A 17,954-nucleotide genomic window follows, 5' to 3' on the forward strand; every position below is an offset into this window, starting at 1 on the left:
ACCGCAGGTTGGGGCGCTGCGCCTATCCTCCTTTGCCATCTCTTTGATTGACCGTGCTCGATCAGAAGTGTTTCCCTCTGTGCACTCATTGTGAAAGATTCGTGACTCAGGGGCGGGGAATTGACTGGCATACGGGGAGAGCGCCGTCCTGGCGCTCGCCCGAGGGGGAGATCCCTTCGGGTACTGAGTGCCATGACGGCAAGCGCTGTCGTGGCTTCACTTGTGTCAACGCTCGGAGTGTCGGTCGAACCCGCTCGTGCGGACGAGGGCCAGGCTGACGCAACGCGCTCGGCCTCACAGAGGGCGGCGGAAACCGGTGAAGCCGTCGAGGTCGTCGCGGAGCGGACGCCGTACACGACCACCGAGGCGAACCCCGACGGCACCTACACGCTCACCCAGTCCACAAGTCCCCAGAGGGCAGAGACCGATGACGGTTCCTGGACGGACGTCGACCCGACGCTCGTACGCAGGGCGGACGGCACCATCGGGCCGAAGGCGGTGGTGGTCGACCTCTCCTTCTCCGGTGGAGGCGACGGCCAGAAGCTGATTCAGATCGGCAACGAGCGAGGTTCGCTCCAATTCGGTTGGCCCGGGCGTCTGCCGGAGCCGACACTCAAGGGCGCGACCGCCACCTACCCCGAGATCTTCAAGGACGTCGACCTGGAGCTGACGGCGACGGCCGAGGGGTACCAGGAGGTCCTCGTCGTCAAGTCCGCTCAGGCGGCCCTGAACACGAAGCTGGAACAGATCGAGCTGACCACGGCCGGGCAGGGCTTGCGGGTCCTACGAGGGCGCGATGGCGGACTGCGTGCCGTGGACGAGGACGGCAACACCGTCTTCGACGGACCCGCCGGTCTGATGTGGGACTCCTCGGGCAAGACCGTCGCGAAGGCGGAGTCACGCAAGGCGAATCCGGCTCCGGATGCCGGGGGCCAGCGGGATGCCGCCGCTGTACCGAGGCCGGGCGACACCAGCGCCGAGATGCCGGTGAGGGTCGAGCAGGACACCGTCAGCGTGAAGCCCGACCTGAAACTGCTGCGCGGCAAGGAGACCGTCTACCCGGTCCGTATCGATCCCTCCGTCGGCCTCGGAGTGTCCGAGCGATCGGTCCTTTCCGACGACGGCGATCGATGGTGGCAGTTCGACGGGGACTACGGTGTCGGCAACTGCAGTCGCCTGGGCCCGTACTACTGCGACGTGGACCACACGAACCGGATGTTCTTCGAGTTCGGCGGGACGAAACTGTCCGGCAAGCAGGTCATCGACGCCACCTTCCGGGCCAAGGAGACGTGGTCGTTCACGTGCGAGCCCAAGTGGGTCGACCTGGAGCGCACGAACAACATCTCATCCGGCTCGCGGTGGCCTGGACCGTCGATCCTCGACCACATCGGCGACCGATACGTCTCCGCCGGCCGCGGCGACCTGTGCTCCCCGGACCAGCCGGACTCCTGGATCGAGTTCAACGACAACCCTGACGAGACCGACGAGAACCTCACGGCCTCCGTCCGCAATCTCGCGGCGGGCAAGTTCTCCCGGCTGACGCTCATGCTGCAGGCCAAGGACGAGAGTGACCCGGCGGCCTGGAAGCGGTTCGACGACAACGCCGAACTCCAGGTGATCTACGTACCCAAGCCGGGAGTTCCGTCCTCGGTGGGGCTCATCCCAGGAAACGGGACGACTGCGTACTGCAACAAGTCGCAGTCGGACCCGCTGGTCGTCACCCGGCTGGACCCGATGGCCCAAGCCCGGGTACAGACGCAGGTGAAGCCCAAGACGACCGAGGAGAAGGGCGAACTCCAGGCGGAGTTCGTCGTTCAGCGCGGTGACGACGCGGCTTGGCACCAGGTCTGGTCCGACTACCGGCCAAAGCCGGGCTGGGATCCGGACGACACCCTGGAGAAGGTCCGGATGGACAACCGGGCCGACGGCGGCCTGTACCGGATGAGGGCTCGCACCCAGTCGCACTGGAACTCCGGCACCAAGTCCGGAGACCTGTGGTCGTCCTACTCCCCCTGGTGCTACTTCAAGATCGACTCCACGGCTCCGAAGGCACCGCAGATCGCGAGCACTGCTGTTTACACCGAGTGCACCGCCAATCTCTGCGAGGGCAAGGGTGGGCCTGGCGTCGTCGGGTCCTTCGAGTTGAAGCCAAACGCCGCCGACGAGGACATCGCCGGCTACCGCTGGCGTCTGCTGACGCAGAAGGGTGCCAAGACGACGTCGGGTTCGACGGTGACCGTCAAGCCGGTGCCCTCGCTGTCGGGTACGCAAGTGCTCACGGTTCAGGCCAAGGACGTACGGGAGAGGTGGGGCGACCCGGCGGAATTCGTCTTCAAGGTCGCCAATGCCTCGGGCCCTGTGGGGACCTGGCACTTCGACGACGGAACACCCGGGTCCACGGTGACCACGGCCAAGGACACAGCGACGGAGGGTACGCGCCACGACGCCACTCTGCGTCCGCAGTCGGACGGAACCGCCGCGGGCTGGTCGGTCCTGGGTCGACGCGGTGCGGCCGACTACTCCCTCCGTCTGAACGACGACGCCACGGACAGCGCCAAGCAGACCGGGTACGCGGCCACATCGAGCCCCGTACTGAACACCGGCGACTCGTTCACCCTCTCCTCGTGGGTACTGCTCACCGACGATTCGGCGAACCGGGTGGTGGCGTCGGCGCCAGGTACGAACGGCTCGGCCTTCACGCTGTACTACTCGTCGTCGTACAAGAAGTGGGTCTTCAACCGAACGGCCTCGGATGTGAAAACCGGAGCGGTCTACATCCGCTCTCTCGCGGACACCGAGAATCCGAAGATGGAGGTGTGGACCCATCTGGCGGGTGTCTTCGACAGTAAGGGCGACACCGACAAGACGAACGACACCATCCAGCTGTTCGTCAACGGCCGTCCGCAGGGTCAACCGGTCAAGCTCTACGGCACGTCCACCACGTACACGCCGTGGGTCTCGACCGAGGGTCTGCAGATCGGCCGCTCCAAGGTCGGTGCTGTCTACGGCGAGAACTTCCTCGGCCGCGTGGATGAACTCAACGCGTGGCAGCGGGTTCTGACTGCTGACGAGATCCGTCAGGACGCCCGGCTGGAGACCGACGGCGTGGCCGCGACCGAACTGGTCGCCTACTGGGACAGTGCAACGGCCGCGGACGGCAAGGTCGAGGAGTACACCTCCTACGCACTCGGTTCCATGGACATCTCCACCACCGGCGCGGTGGCCGACCCGGACGAGAACGAACTGCACCTCGACGGCGGTTCGGGCTACATGTCCACCACAGGCCCCGCGATCGATGAAACGGGATCCTTCACGGTGACCGCCGACGTCAAACTGGACGGTACGAAACTGGCGGCGCTGCCGGTCGGCAGACGGGCCCAGGTCTTCGGCCAGGCCACACCCGACGGCAAGGAGTCGTCATGGGCGCTGTGGGTGGAGAAGATCTCCGCGGAGGGCTACCTGTGGCGCTTCGGCCGCACGGCGACCGACTCGACGGGCAAGGTCGTCGCCAGCGCGTCGGTTCCGTCGGAGACATCGGCGGAACTGGACACCTGGGTCCAGGTGACCGGTGTCTATGACGCCACCGAGGAGGCCGGCGCCGGTTACGGCAACACCCATCTGTACGTGAGCGAGGCCGAACAGGCGCAGGAGGGCGGATCCGCCTTCACCGTCCTTCAACAGGGTGCTGGCGAGATCGCCGTGGGACGCGGCCGTGCAGCCGGAACCACCGGGTACTACCTGCCCGGTTCGCTCGACGAGGTCCGGATCTGGGCAGGGGCGATGAACGCGGACCAGGTCCGCTCGACGGCACTGGGCGATCCAGGCGACGACTAGCCCCAGCAGGACGATCAGAGGGTCCGGGCGGCGGAAATGTGCGCAGCCCGTCGGACATGAGATCCGTCGGCGTCCCACGCGCCGCCCGGCCCCTTCTCTCTGACTATCACCACGGCACGAGCTGCCGCGGTCAGTGCTGCCCCAAGAGGGCGGCCTCACAGGGGAGTGCGATGCCATGAAGCGGCTTCGATCAGGTACGACATGGACGGGAACAAGAGGGAGACGTCTGGCAGCGGCGATCGGCTTCGCCATGCTGCCGGGTCTGCTGACGCCCGTCGCGTTCGCCGCGGACGTCGATCCGCTGGGCCGGCCCACGCTCAAGGAGCCGAAGGCCACGAAGGTCACCCCGCTCACCGCGAGGGTCAACAAGAAGGCCGCCGCGACCATGGCGAAGGCCGCGGAAGCCGACCGGACCGCCGCCGCACGTGCACGTCAGAACCAGCAGCGGAAGGTCAACTGGCCGAAGGCGGGGAAGGCGTCGCTGACCGTTCCGGACAAGGGGACGGCCAAAGCCACGCCGGGCTCACTTCCTCTCACGGTCGCAGCACCCGGCAAGGGCAAAGCCGCCGAGGCTGTCACCGTTCAGGTCCTGGACCGGGAGACGGCAGCGAAACTCGGCGTGAAGGGCGTGGTCCTCAAGGTCACCGGTGCGAAGGGCGGAGGCAAGGCCCGGCTCGGCATCGACTACTCGGCCTTCGCCTCCGCGTACGGCGGTGACTGGGCGGGGCGTCTCGGACTGAGCCGACTGCCTGACTGCGCCCTGGACGATCCGACCGCGGCGAAGTGCCGTAGGACCGACACCCTCGACTTCACCAACAACCGTGCGCAGAAACAGCTTTCGGCACCCTTGAGTCTCTCCTCAAGCGGCGCGCCGGTGATGCTGGCGCTGGCGGCCGGCACGAAGTCCGGCGCAGGCGACTACAAGGCGACACCCCTGGCGGCCTCCTCGACCTGGGAGGCAGGCGGCTCGTCCGGCTCCTTCACCTGGTCGTACCCACTGAGGGTGCCGCCTGCCGCGGCCGGGCCGCAGCCGTCCCTGGCGTTCTCGTACGACTCGGGCGCCGTGGACGGACGTACGGCGAACACGAACAACCAGGGCAGCCAGGTCGGTGAGGGTTTCGACCTGACCTCGTCGTTCATCGAGCGCAAGTACGGTTCCTGCGACGACGACGGCCAGGACGAGAAGTACGACCTGTGCTGGAAGTACGACAACGCCTCGCTCGTGCTCAATGGCAAGGCCAGCGAACTGGTCAAGGACGACACCAGCGGCAAGTGGCGGCTGAAGAACGACGACGCCTCCACCGTCACTCGCTCCACGGGCGCGGAGAACGGCGACGACGACGGTGAGCACTGGACGGTCGTCACCGGCGACGGCACCAAGTACGTCTTCGGTCTGAACAAGCTCGACGGCGCGGGCACGGACGACCGCACCCAGTCGGTGTGGACTGTGCCGGTCTTCGGCGACGACGACGGCGAGCCCGGCTATTCCGACGGCACCTCCTTCTCCGGACGCGCCAAGACGCAGGCCTGGCGCTGGAACCTCGACTACGTCGAGGACACCCACGGCAACGCCATGTCGTACTGGTACACCGCGGAGCACAACAACTACGACAAGCTCGGCGACGACAACACAGGTACCGACTATGTGCGTGGCGGCTACCTGAAGGAGATCCGGTACGGGCAGCGGGCCAAGGATCTGTTCTCCGGCTCGCCGGCGGCCTCCGACAAGGTTGTCTTCAGCTATGCCGAGCGCTGTCTGGCCTCCGGCACCGGCTGCGACTCACTGACCAAGGACACCCGGGACAACTGGCCGGACGTACCGGTCGACGCGGTCTGCAAGGACGGCGACAAGTGCACCGGCAATGTCGGCCCGACCTTCTTCACGCGCAAGCGACTGACCACCGCCACTACGTACGCATGGGATGCGACCGCCACTACCACGGACAAGTTCAAGCCGGTGGACGAGTACGCGCTGAAGCACCTCTATCTCGATCCGGGCGACACGGGCGACTCGACCGACCAGTCACTCTGGCTGGACGAGATCAAGCACACCGGTAAGCGCGGCACCGATCTGGCTCTAGCCCCGGTCAAGTTCGACCACACGATGCTGCCCAACCGGGTGGACGGCGCGGCCGACGACATCCTGCCGCTCGACAAGCCCCGCATGAAGACGGTCACTTCCGAGGCGGGCGCGCAGACGATCGTCAACTACGCGCCCTCCGAGTGCTCGGTCGGCGGCACCAAGCCGAAGCTCGACCAGAACACCAAGCGCTGCTACCCCGTGTACTGGTCACCCAACGGCGAGAAGACCCCCATCCTCGACTGGTTCCAGAAGTACCCGGTCACCTCGGTGTCGACCACGGACCCCTACGGCGGCTCGGAGGCGGTGCAGCACACGTACCAGTACTCCTCCGAGGGCGGTGCCTGGCACTACAACGAAGACCCGATGACGCCCGCCAAGGAGCGCACCTGGTCCATCTGGCGCGGTTACGGCAAGGTCACCCACCTCACCGGTGTGTCCGGCCGAACCCAGAGCAAGACCGTCTCCGTCTACCTGCGCGGTATGAGCGGTGACCGAGTCCTGGGCTCCGACGGCAAGACTGCGGACCCGGACGCACGCGAGACCGTGAAGGTCTCCGGGATCAAGGCCGCCGAGGTCACCGACTCCGACCAGTACGCGGGCTTCACGCGGGAGACGGTCACCTACAACGGCGACACCGAGGTGACCGGCACCGTCAACGACCCCTGGTCGAAACGTACGGCGACCCAGCACAAGTCGTACGCCGACACCGAGGCGTACTTCGTGCGCACCGGTGCTACACACGCCCGTACCAATGTCACCAGCAAGGTGACGCCGTACGACCGCGTGCGCTCGGTGAAAACCACCTATGACGACTACGGCATGGCCGAGATCGTCGAGGACCAGGGCGACGACGCCGTCGCGGGCGACGAGAAGTGCACCCGTACCTGGTACGCCCGCAACGACGTCGAGGGCATCAACGCCCTGACGTCGCGGACCCGCACGGTGGCCAAGACCTGCGCGACGGCGGACTCGGCACTGGACCTCCCGGCCGACTCCACCCGATCCGGTGACGTCGTCTCCGACACCGCCACGGTCTACGACGACACGACGGCCACCGCCTGGTCGGCCTCGCAGAAGCCGACCACGGGTGAGGCGACCTGGACCGGCCGGGCCAAGTCCTACGGCGGTGACGACGCCGCGACCTGGCAGAAGGTCGCCACGACGACCTACGACACGCTCGGCCGCCCGCTCGTCGTGAAGGACGCCAACGGCGCGATAACGGCCACCACCGTCTATGACCCGGTGGCAGTCGGCCCGCTGACGTCGACGACGCTCACCAACATCAAGACGCACAGGACGATCTCGGCACTGGATTTCGCCACAGGCACGGTGCTGAAGACCACCGACCCCAACAACAACATCACCGAGTCCGAGTACGACAGCCTCGGCCGGGTGGTCAAGGTATGGCTGCCCAACCGCTCCAAGTCCCTGGGCAAGACCCCGAACTACGTCTACGACTACAAGGTCACCAACACCGCCACGTCCTGGGTCTCCACCGGGACACTCAAGGCAGACGGCTCCGGCTACAACACCGGCTACGAGTTCTACGACTCCCTGCTGCGCTCGCGGCAGACACAGACGCCGAGCCCGAACGGTGGCCGGCTCGTATCGTTGACGCTCTACGACGACCGCGGCCTGGCGGTGAGCCAGCAGTCGGACATCTGGGACGACAAGTCGGCCCCCGCCGGCGACCTGGTGCAGACGGACGGTGCCCAGGCCCCGATCCAGACGGACACGACGTACGACGGTGCCGGTCGCGCGTCCAAGACGGTGACGAAGGTTCGCGGGGTCACCCGCTGGACAACCAACGCCACCTACACGGGTGACATGGTCTCGACCACGGCTCCGACCGGTGGCCAAGCCACCACGGTGGTCACCAACACTCTCGGTCAGACGACGGAGCGCCGGGAGTACCCCAGCCCGACGCCGACCGGCACGGACTACACGACGACCGGCTACACCTACACGCCCGCCGGCCAGCAGGCGACGATCACCGGCCCTGACAAATCCAAGTGGACCTACACCTACGACCTGTTCGGCCGCCAGGCCACCGCGACGGACCCGGACAAGGGCAAGAGCACCACGGAGTACAACGACCTGGACCAGGTCGTCAGCAGCACTCCGAACGACGACGCGGCCAAGAAGCTGCTCTACGAGTACGACGAACTCGGCCGTAAGACGGGCATGTGGCAGGCCTCGAAGACGGATGCCAACAAGCTCGCGGCCTGGACCTTCGACACGCTCAAGAAGGGGCAGCAGGACACCGCGGTCCGTTACGACGGTGGGGCGACCGGAAAGGCGTACACGCAGAAGGTCACGACGTACGACACGCTGTACCGGGCGACCGCGAGTCAGCTGCTGCTGCCCGACACGGAACCGCTGGTCGCTGACGGCTCCGTGCCGAAGACGATGTCGTTCAGCACCGGGTACAACCTGGACGGAACGGTCAGCCAGTCCAGCGCTCCCGCGGTCGGCGGCCTGGCAGCCGAGACGGTCTCGTACACCTATAACGCGACGGGCGGCCAGCTCACCTCGAAGGGCACCACTGGTTACCTGCAGGGAGCCGCGTTCTCCCCGCAGGGCGACCTGCGTCAGCTCACCCTGGGAACGGACGGTACGAGCTCGGCGAAGAAGGCCTACCTCAACTGGGACTACGAGGACGGCACTCGCCGCCTCACTCGCTCCTACGTCACGGACGACGTGCACGGCTACATGCCGCAGGAGCTGAAGTTCGCCCAGGACGACGCGGGCAACCTCACGTCGATCTCCGACGCCACCACCCAGGGCGGCACCGCGAAGACGGACAACCAGTGCTTTGCCTATGACGGCCACCGCCGCATGACGGAAGCCTGGACCCCGAAGACGGCCGACTGTGCGACGTCCGGTCGCACCACGGCCAACATCGACGGAGCGGCTCCGTACTGGACGTCGTACACGTACACCGAGGGCGGTCAGCGCAAGACGGAGACGCAGCACGCGTCCGCGGGCGACAAGACCACCACGTACACCTACGACGCCACCACGGACGCCAAGCCGCACACGCTGGACAAGACGACGGGCGCCCAGGCCGCCACGTACGCCTACGACAGCGCCGGCAACACCACCTCCCGTCCGGGTGCGACGGCCCAGCAGACGCTGGCCTGGAACACCGAGGGCGACCTGACCAAGCTCACCGAGAGCGCGAAGGAGACGAACTACCTCTACGACGCGAGCGGTGAACTCCTGATCCGCAGGGCCAAGGGGGACGGCGACACGGTCCTCTACCTGGGCGCCACGGAAGTCCGGCTCACGACCAAGGGGACGACGAAGACCGTCTCCGGCACGAGGTACTACACGGCCAACGGCCAGACGATCGCGGTCCGTAAGGGGACTTCGGGTGTCTCGGGCACGAAACTGAGCTTCCTAGCCGCTGACCACCACGGCACGTCGAGCATCGCCCTGGACGCGACCACGTACGCGGTGACCAAGCGCTACAGCACGCCGTTCGGCGCCACGCGCGGCACGAAGGCGACCACGTGGCCGGACGACAAGGCGTTCCTGGGCAAGCCGGCGGACGAGTCGACGGGGCTGACGCATGTTGGGGCGCGTGAATACGACTCCAGTATCGGCCAATTCATCAGCGTGGATCCACTGCTAGTTGCAGATGTGGCGCAGTCTCTCAATGGGTATTCTTACGCAAGTAATGCCCCAGTTACAAGCTCCGACCCCACAGGCCTGTGTGCTGATGTCGACTGCCCGACCCGACCGGGGGTCAATTATGAGAACACTACGCCTGGTGTAGTTCCGGGAAAGCCGAAAAAATCTGCTAATAGTCTCTATGCGGCGCAAGGGTTGCACTACGACGGTACGGCGCCCACTGATAGTCGTGGGCAGACCATGCAGAATGGTAACGGCGAAGTTCTGGCGTGCGCTTACGGACATTGCATCGGTAATGTTGGTCCTGGTGATACCGATAAGCGTGTCGGTAATTTCTTCGAAAAATTGGTCCCAAACGGTCCCCTTGTTTCCATGCTCAAAGGCGACTGGGATGAGGCGCTGCGTGAGTTGCAGAGTGCAGACGGCTGTGATCCCGGTCCCATTGTGTGCGAAGTGCCGCTCGCGGGCACAGTCGACGCCGGCCCCGGCCTTCTCAAGGGGGGTGCGCTTCGGGTTGCCGTAGGCAAGGGTGCGGCACGTGATTATCAGATGGCGGTGGCCGGAATGCTTGAGGTTCGCGTCTCTGGTGGAGGCGTAAAGATTTGGGCTGATGGCGTCGCTGGAACAAAGCTCGTCGATGCGAAATATGTATCGGGCAAATCAAGTCCATTTGTTCTACCGGGCATCAAAAATGCTAGGGTGCAGGGATTTATCGACAATAGCATTGCCGATGAAATGAAGCGATATGCGGCCGTTATTGGGGATGATGCAAACCGCTATGATGGCTTGCGTATCGTCACGAATACTAAGGCTGCCGTGCCATATTTCGAGGGAATGATGAAGAAGTATAAGGTTCCCGGCTCGGTCAGTGTAGTTCCGTAAACTACTCTGCGGACGCTGTTGCGTGGAGATGGCCTAGATTTGCGGTTGTTGGGCTCCTGCTGTCGCGGTGACTGTAATTCTTTGACCAGCTGGCACTGCTTGTTGCCAGGTTGCTGCGGTAGCGGAGATTTGATCTTGTCTCCGGTAAGCTTCGGCGGCCTGGCGCCGGCCGTGACGACCATAAGTCAGTAGCTGCGCTTGAGGGGTGTTGTAGCTGTTGACAGAGCTCGATCCTCGTGGTACGCGGTATGTCGGGTGACAGAGTCAGTTCCCGTAGGGGTGCGCAAGCTGCTGATCCGGCACGGCTTTCCTAACCAGACCCTGGGGTGGAGAGTTGTCGGACCAGTGATGAGGCGATCTACGACTGAGGGAAGGAAGCCTGTCCGGCAAATGCGCAGCGCTTGGCCGTAGTGGTCGGGGTGCAGGGACTCCTGGTGTCGGCCCTGGCCCGCGCCGGTGGTCACGAGCGGATTCTCGATGACGTCGTCGATTGCCCGCACCTGGGTCTAACACAGGCAGACCAACCATCTCATCTGGGCCCACGACCGTTCGTTTCGCTGTGTCTCCATGGCAGCCCTGACCCGCCGCGAACCCGAGGAATGTGCCCAGCTGATCTACCGGCCGACGAGGACAGCCGTTGCCACGTCCACAAGGACTGTGCCTGGACCGGTTGCCGCGACCTGCTCATCACCTCGCATCAACAGCTCAGTAGCCCCGTTGTCCTCGTCCGGGCCAATGCAACGTCCACAGGCTACGGATTGCGGCAGTTCATCGCCCGACAGGACTGGTTCACTTCTACCTGCTGTCTTCTCAGGTACCTGGCCTCAACCCGGTCGAGGGCATCTGGGCCTTGCTGCGGCGAGGGTGACTGTCCAGCGGCGCCCTCACCTCATCGACGGATGCCTCGCCGGAACCGGACTGTCACTCATCTCAAGGGCATCTTGGCTTAGGCTTAGTTACTGTCCATACCTGCTCGACCATTGTGCGGTGCTGGGCAACCCTGGCCGTCGAATATCGTCACAAATACTGATGGCCACAGAAGCCGTACTACTTTCCGACGGCGTGAAACGCAACAGATGCCTATTTACAAAACGCAAGAGGTGATGGGGCTTTGACTTATCTCGTGTTTGCTAACGAAGAAAGTGCGGGCTGGCGTGTAGAGCCGTCACGGCTGGCGGAACTAGTTTTGATAGATTGGCCAGATGTTGAAATCCAGGAAGCTGCGCCAGTGGAAAATGAAAGTGGTGGACGTGGGCTTTACTGGACATGTGAAGTCGAGGGAACTGAAGTGGAATCCTGGCTCGACAGGGAAGGTGAGTGTCTTTATATCGATGGCGAATTGGGTGGGGTTGCTGCTTTTGCGGCATGGTTTCGGAAGAATATGCCAAGGGAAATAGAATTTGGCTTCTGTGATGACTCCTATTCCTTCCACGCGGTGATCGAGTATGGAGCTGCATCGAGTGACATTATGGAATCTATTCCTGATTGATTATGATGTGCCAGGATTCGATACGAGTGGAGGCGTGTCCTCCGGGGCTCGTAGTCAGACTGAGTGCGGTTAAACATCTGGTAGTGCTCAGGCTGTTCGCACTTGTGGCAGTACGGGCAGCAGTTCGGCTGTGAGTGGCGTGGTTGGTCGGCGCGGACATGTCCGGTGAGTACCCGGAGCGCCTCGGATGTGGCATGGTCGCCTTTTCCAGCCGCTACCAGATCTTTATGCAGGACCGAAGTCATGACATCAATGGTCTCGGCGCGTAAGGCCAGGCGGTGGCCTGTGATATCGCGAAGCCGACGTCGAACTGGGTGGACGTCTAGGTTTGCGCGAGTGGACCGAGCGTGAACATTTCCTGGCCGAAGTAGCAGAGCTTTTCTCAGTGGATATTGCGGGGCTCGCTGGCCGGCCACGATTCCCCTTGCGGTGCAGGATAAATTAGGTGCACTGGCCGGCGAGCAGAAAATGGCATATGTGACCCCCTCGTCCCCTCCTGCTTTTGCAGTGCAACACTTTTCTCATGACCCAGGGAACTGTCGGTCCCACACCTGTCCCGGTTTGCCCACGAGGCTGCCGGTAGCCACATTGACTCTGATGTCGCCTCCGCCCCTCGGTAGCGTTGTGGCGCTGAAGATCCTTCTCTGCGCTGTGAGACATCTGTGAACCGCCGTCCCACTTTGCTCGCAGCGATTACGCTGACCGCCGCTGCGGCCTTGACGCTGTCCGCCTGCGGTGGCGACAGTTCCAAGGGCGAAGACAGGGCTGGGGTCGCGGGCGCCGACGCGGCCACGGAGAAGTCGGCTTCGCCGACTGCCTCGGCCGCCGCCGATCGCCCGAAGATCGAGCTGCCGTCGGATCTGACGTACACCTTCGAGTGGAAGAAGACCGGGGACAAGGAGAAGGACGCGGTCCTGGCCGACAGGGAGCAGTCCATCAAGGCGGTGGACCTGGCCATCGCCCACCAGGACCCGCTGGACGAGGCGTACCTCTACTTCTACGAGGGCGAGGCTGCCGCCCAGACGCAGCAGTACATCGAGGCGTACGTGAAGGCCAAGGCCCGCACCACCGGCGCGTACCGCTACTACGGTGAGGTCGTCGACGTGAGTGACGCCGACAGTGCCTCGCTCGTGTATTGCGAGGACCAGAGCAAGGGGTACGACATGTACCTCAAGCCGAAAAAGATCAACAAGACGGCTGTGACCAAGAACAGCTACGTGCTGTACAGCGCCCAGATGAGCAGGGGCGAAGAGGGCGCCTGGGTGGTCGAAAAGCTTGCTTCCCAGCGGGGGAGCGCGAAGTGCCGGCCCTGAGCGCGAATACGGAGCCGACCAGGGCATGAGCGTGCGGCGGGAGATCCAGTCGATCAACCGCGTGCAACCCGGTCGTTGCAGTTTTGCCACGAGCTTCGCTTTGCCGAAGTTCGCACTGGTGTCGTCTCCCGACCCCTCGGTAGCGTGGCTGCCCTCAAGCCGCCTTCGCCTCACGGGAGACATCTGTGAACCGCCGTCCCACTCTGCTCGCAGCGATCACGCTGACCGCCGCTGCGGCCTTGACGCTGTCCGCCTGCGGTGGCGACAGCGACTCCAAGGACAAGTCCAACGACAAGATCGCGGGTGCTGACACCGGCGACGAAAAGTCGGCCTCGCCGACCGCGTCCGCTTCGGCTGCCGTGGGGCGCCCCAAGATCGAGCTGCCGTCGGATCTGACGATGACTTTCGAAGGCGGCAAGACTGGAGACGCCGTCAAGGATGCGGTACTGGCTGACAGCGCCGAGCGGATGCGCTCCGTCAACGCCGCGATCGCGGGAACCGATCCGAAGAACGAGGCCCTCGGCTTCTACAACAGCGGTCGGGCGTTCGAAGCCGCTGTGAGCTGGGTCGGAAAGTTCGAGGATGCCGGCTTGGGCATCACCGGCAAGGTTCGGTACTTCGACCGGACCGTGACGCTCGACGGCAGCAAGGCTGCGTCGGTGCTCTTCTGCGCCGATGAGAGCAAGGGCTATGCGAAGGACCTCAAGACCGACAAGGCGAAGGTCACCACGCCGTCCAACGACGATTTCATTCTCTACAACACCCGGCTGGAGAAGAACAGCGAAGGCGTGTGGCAGACCACGCGCATCGTGTCGACCGCGGGAGCGAAGAAGTGCCTGTGATGAAGCGCAAAGTGCTCAGCGGTCTCGCGTTCACTGTGCTGCTGGTCTCTCTGGCGGCCCCGAACGCCTCGGCCAAGATAACGCCTGATGGAACTCGCGAAACGGACACGAAGACGTCTGCGGACGTCGATGGCAACAGGGTCTCTTCCACTGCCGGAGCCGTTGTCTTCGACCGTTCGAAGAATGGCTCAGGAAAGTCGGCCGGCCCGGTCACCTCCTCGGCGTCGAACTGGACACCGCCCGCTTGCTATTACGCCCCGAGGTACACCCCGGAACAGCTTGAGAAGTACATGAAGCCGATCTGGGAGGCGGGATCGACGGGATACGAGTGGGACGCGGAGCGGCGCAAGAAGTTCGAGGGCGGTGAGCCGTACACGGACTTCAACAAGGAGAAGACCGGAGACGGCTACTTCTGGGATTCCTACGTCACCGAGGGCAGGGAAGGCGACCCCGGGGCGCTTGACTGCACGAAGGACATCTTCTGGGTGGACAACGGCGCCGCCCCGCCCGCGGACATCCCGCAGGCGATCACTCCTGAGATGTTGGCCCAACTGGCCTACGCCGAGATCCGCGTGCCCTCGACCAAGGTTGAGCTGGCTCCTGAGGGCACCACGAAGGTGAACCTGCCGACGTGGGCGTGGCTGGACGCGGCGGAGTTCAAGCCGGTCTCCGTGACGGCGTCCGTTCCGCTGCTGAACGTTCAGGCGACGACCACGGCCGAACCGCTCTCGCTGAAGATCGAGCCGGGTACGGCGGATGCGACGACGTATCCCGCTTCGGGTGTGTGCGAACTGAACGGCAAACAGATCGGCGAGGCCTACGCCAAGGGCAAGGCGGACGAGACTCCGCCGTGCGGCGTGAAGTACCTGCGCTCGTCGGGCGACGGCTCGTACCAGCTCCAAGCCACGATTACGTGGCGGATCCACTGGACCGGCACGGGCGTGGCCGGTGAACAGGACCTCCCGAACGGCGAGTTCGGTGCCGATCAGGACGTGATCGTCCAGGAGATCCAGTCGATCAACCGTTGACCCGGAACGGCCTGCACGGCGTCACCGACGTCGTACAGGCCGCTCTGTTATGACATCCCCTTCACCAGGAGCCGTTAGTGAACCGCCGTCCCACCCTGCTCGCAGCGCTTACGCTGACCGCCGCTGCGGCCTTGACGCTGTCCGCCTGCGGTGGCGACAGCGACTCCGAGGACAAGGCCGGTGGCCAGGGCAAGAGCGCGGGTGCCGACACCGGCGAAGCGAAGTCGGCCTCGCCGACCGCCGGCGCCGCAGACCCCGGCAGCCGCCCCAGAGTCACGCTTCCGTCGGACCTGAAGCTGATCTTCGAGACGAAGAAGACCGGGGATGCGGTCAAGGACGCCGTTCTTGCCGACAACGCTGAGCGGATGCGCGCCGTGGACGCCGCGATCACCGGGACGGATCCCGATGGGGTGGCTCTTGCTTACTACAACACCGGTAAAGCGAGGGAAGCCGCTCTGAGCTGGGTCAAGCAGTTCAAGGATGCCGACGCCTCGCTCACCGGTGAAGCGCGCTATTACGACCGACGCGTGACGCTGAAGAGCGGGACTACGGCTTTGCTGAGCTTCTGTGCGGACGAGAGCAAGGGGTTCAGTAAGGACAAGAAGACCGGAAAAGCAGACAAGACGCCTGCCACGAAGAACAGTTACGTCCACTACAACACCCGGCTGGACAAGAACAGCGCTGGAACGTGGCAGACGTCGCAGATCATTTCTACGAGGGGGGCGGCGCAATGTCAGCCGTAGGGCGAATCACAGCGATCACGCTGACCGTTGCCGCGGCCTTGACGCTGTCCGCCTGTGGTGGCGACAGCGACTCCGAGGACAAGGCCGGCGGCCAGGGCGAGAGCGCGGGTGCTGACCCCGGTACGGAGGCGTCGAAGGCTCCAGGCGCCTCCGCCTCCCCGGCGGGCGACCGGCCGACCGTCGAGCTGCCGTCGGACATCGTCGACGAGTACGAGGACTGGAAGACCGGCGACGACGTGAAAGACGCCGTCCTGACGGACACCGCTGGTCGCATCGACGCCACGAACGACGCCATCGTCAGGGGCGACGCAAGTGCTCCGGGGCTTCCGTTCTACTACCGGGGCAAGGCGTTGACCGGTGCGGTGGAGTGGGTTCAGGAGTACCAGGACGCCAATTTGTCGTTCACCGGTACCACTCGTTACTTCGACCCGAAAGTCACCCTGCGCGGCAGCGCCTCGGCGGCGGTCGTCTACTGCGCGGACGAGAGCAAGGGCTTCAACAAGAACCGCAAGACCGGCAAGGTCGACCGCACGCCTTCGGACGAAAGCCCGTACGTGCTGTACACCACGCGCCTGGAGAAGAGCGAGAAGGGTGTGTGGCAGACCGCTGTTCTGACCTCGAAGCGGGGCGACGACACGTGTGCCGGATAAGGCCGGACGAGAGGGACGAGTCTCTGTCGCTGACGTGATCGTGGCTTGCATCATCCGCAGGCCGCTCTGTTATGACATCGCCTTCACCAGGAGCCGTTAGTGAACCGCCGTCCCACCCTGCTCGCAGCGCTTACACTGACCGCCGCTGCGGCCTTGACGCTGTCCGCCTGTAGTGGCGACAGCCCCGAGAGCGACAGCAAGGACAAGGTCGAGGCCACCGCGGGTTCCCAGAAGTCGGCCTCGACCAGCGCTTCGGAAGAAGCTGCGGCGCGGCGTCCGGCGATCGAGCTGCCCTCGGACGTCAAGCTCAGCTTCACCCCGGAAGCGTCCGAGGACCCTGTCGAGAAAGCAATTCTCAAGGACAACGCGCAACTCGTCCGAGCCCTGTCCGCGGCCATCGTTGCCCAGGATCCGCGACTGCCGGCCCTTGAGTTCTATACGGAGGGCGAGGGCGCGGTGGCCGCCCAGAAGTGGGTCAAGGCATTCGTGGATGTCGGCTGGACGGTGACCGGGGACACGCGTTACTTCGACCGCCAGGTCACGGTCGGCTCGAAGGGCACCGCTTCGCTCACCTACTGCGCGGACGAGAGCAAAGCATTCAGCAAGGTGATCAAGACCGGCGAGATCAAGGGGACCGAGGTCACCAAGGAGAGTTACGTCGCCTATGGCGTCCAGGTGGAGAAGAACGACGAAGGAGTCTGGGAACTCATGAAGATCTCCTCTACGCGAGGTGCCGACAAGTGTCAGCCGTGAATCGGGTGTGTCGTGTCGTGACCGCGACGGTGACCGTTGCCGCGGCCCTGACGCTGTCCGCCTGTGGCAGCGGCAACTCCGACGGCAGCTCCGACGGCAAGGGCCCGGGCGCCGACACCGGCGCGCGGAAGTCCGCTTCGCCGAGCGCAGTTGAGTCAGCTGTCACCGACCGCCCGGAGATCGAGCTGCCCTCGGATCTGAGCTATACCTTCGAGTGGCCGAAGAGCGGTGACAAGGAGAGGGACGCTGTTCTGAGTGACGGTGCGCAGTCCGTCAAGGCTGTTGATCTGGCCATCGCCCATCAGGATGCCCTGGACAAGCCGTATCTCTTTTATTACGAGGGGGAGGCCGCCGCGGGGACCGAGCAGTTCATTCAGAGGTATGTGGACAACAAGGCTCGGACCACGGGTGCCTATCGTTTCTACGACCCGAAGGTGAACGTTCGTGGTGACGGGACGGCCTCGTTCAGTTATTGCGAGGATCAGGGCAAGGCGTTCGTCATGTACCTCAAGGGCAAGCGGATCAAGAAGACCGAGGTCACCGCGGACAGTTACGTCGCTTACCAGACGTCACTCAAGAAGAACGACAAGGGTGTCTGGGTGATTCACGACATCACCTCTCAGAGGGGGAGTGCCGCGTGTCAGCCCTGAGGTGACCGCACAGCGCAGGCCACGGGCCGCAGCGTCACGCCCCCTCCGATC

10 protein-coding genes are annotated in these 17,954 nt (G+C 64.4%); all 10 read left to right on the top strand.

Annotated elements, in window-relative coordinates; translation table 11 throughout:
* The first annotated feature begins 192 nt into the window (after positions 1-192).
* The 10 genes from C6Y14_RS08400 to C6Y14_RS08450 all read left to right on the top strand — a co-directional run bounded on the left by C6Y14_RS08400 (position 193) and on the right by C6Y14_RS08450 (position 17,903).
* Positions 193-3,834, top strand: a complete 3,642-nt coding sequence (locus C6Y14_RS08400) for a LamG domain-containing protein (RefSeq protein ID WP_107015916.1) — start codon at positions 193-195, stop codon at positions 3,832-3,834.
* Between the two features lie 175 nt (positions 3,835-4,009).
* Positions 4,010-10,435, top strand: coding sequence for an RHS repeat-associated core domain-containing protein (locus C6Y14_RS08405; protein ID WP_107015917.1), 6,426 nt, complete (start codon positions 4,010-4,012; stop codon positions 10,433-10,435).
* A gap of 1,111 nt (positions 10,436-11,546) precedes the next feature.
* Entirely contained in the window at positions 11,547-11,924 is a 378-nt protein-coding gene (locus C6Y14_RS43990; RefSeq protein WP_159074196.1) for a hypothetical protein, read from the top strand.
* A gap of 680 nt (positions 11,925-12,604) precedes the next feature.
* On the top strand, positions 12,605-13,237 hold the full coding sequence (locus C6Y14_RS08415; protein ID WP_225890970.1) for a hypothetical protein: 633 nt from the start codon (positions 12,605-12,607) through the stop codon (positions 13,235-13,237).
* A gap of 185 nt (positions 13,238-13,422) precedes the next feature.
* Complete coding sequence (locus tag C6Y14_RS08420; protein WP_107015919.1) at positions 13,423-14,079, top strand: hypothetical protein; 657 nt, start codon at positions 13,423-13,425, stop codon at positions 14,077-14,079.
* Positions 14,070-15,107, top strand: coding sequence for a hypothetical protein (locus tag C6Y14_RS08425; protein ID WP_404828734.1), 1,038 nt, complete (start codon positions 14,070-14,072; stop codon positions 15,105-15,107). Before C6Y14_RS08420 ends, C6Y14_RS08425 begins: the two co-directional genes overlap by 10 nt.
* 77 nt (positions 15,108-15,184) lie before the next feature.
* Positions 15,185-15,850: a hypothetical protein gene (locus C6Y14_RS08430; RefSeq protein ID WP_107015921.1), complete on the top strand. Its 666-nt coding sequence runs from the start codon at positions 15,185-15,187 to the stop codon at positions 15,848-15,850.
* The gene (locus C6Y14_RS08435) at positions 15,838-16,500 is read left to right on the top strand and encodes a hypothetical protein (protein WP_107015922.1); all 663 of its coding nucleotides are present in this window, start codon (positions 15,838-15,840) and stop codon (positions 16,498-16,500) included. Before C6Y14_RS08430 ends, C6Y14_RS08435 begins: the two co-directional genes overlap by 13 nt.
* A gap of 99 nt (positions 16,501-16,599) precedes the next feature.
* On the top strand, positions 16,600-17,253 hold the full coding sequence (locus C6Y14_RS43995) for a hypothetical protein (protein WP_159074197.1): 654 nt from the start codon (positions 16,600-16,602) through the stop codon (positions 17,251-17,253).
* 17 nt (positions 17,254-17,270) lie between these two features.
* The gene (locus C6Y14_RS08450) at positions 17,271-17,903 is read left to right on the top strand and encodes a hypothetical protein (RefSeq protein ID WP_225890971.1); all 633 of its coding nucleotides are present in this window, start codon (positions 17,271-17,273) and stop codon (positions 17,901-17,903) included.
* Positions 17,904-17,954: the final 51 nt, after the last annotated feature.

The organism is Streptomyces dioscori (assembly GCF_003024195.1).
GTDB classification, from domain to species: domain Bacteria; phylum Actinomycetota; class Actinomycetes; order Streptomycetales; family Streptomycetaceae; genus Streptomyces; species Streptomyces dioscori.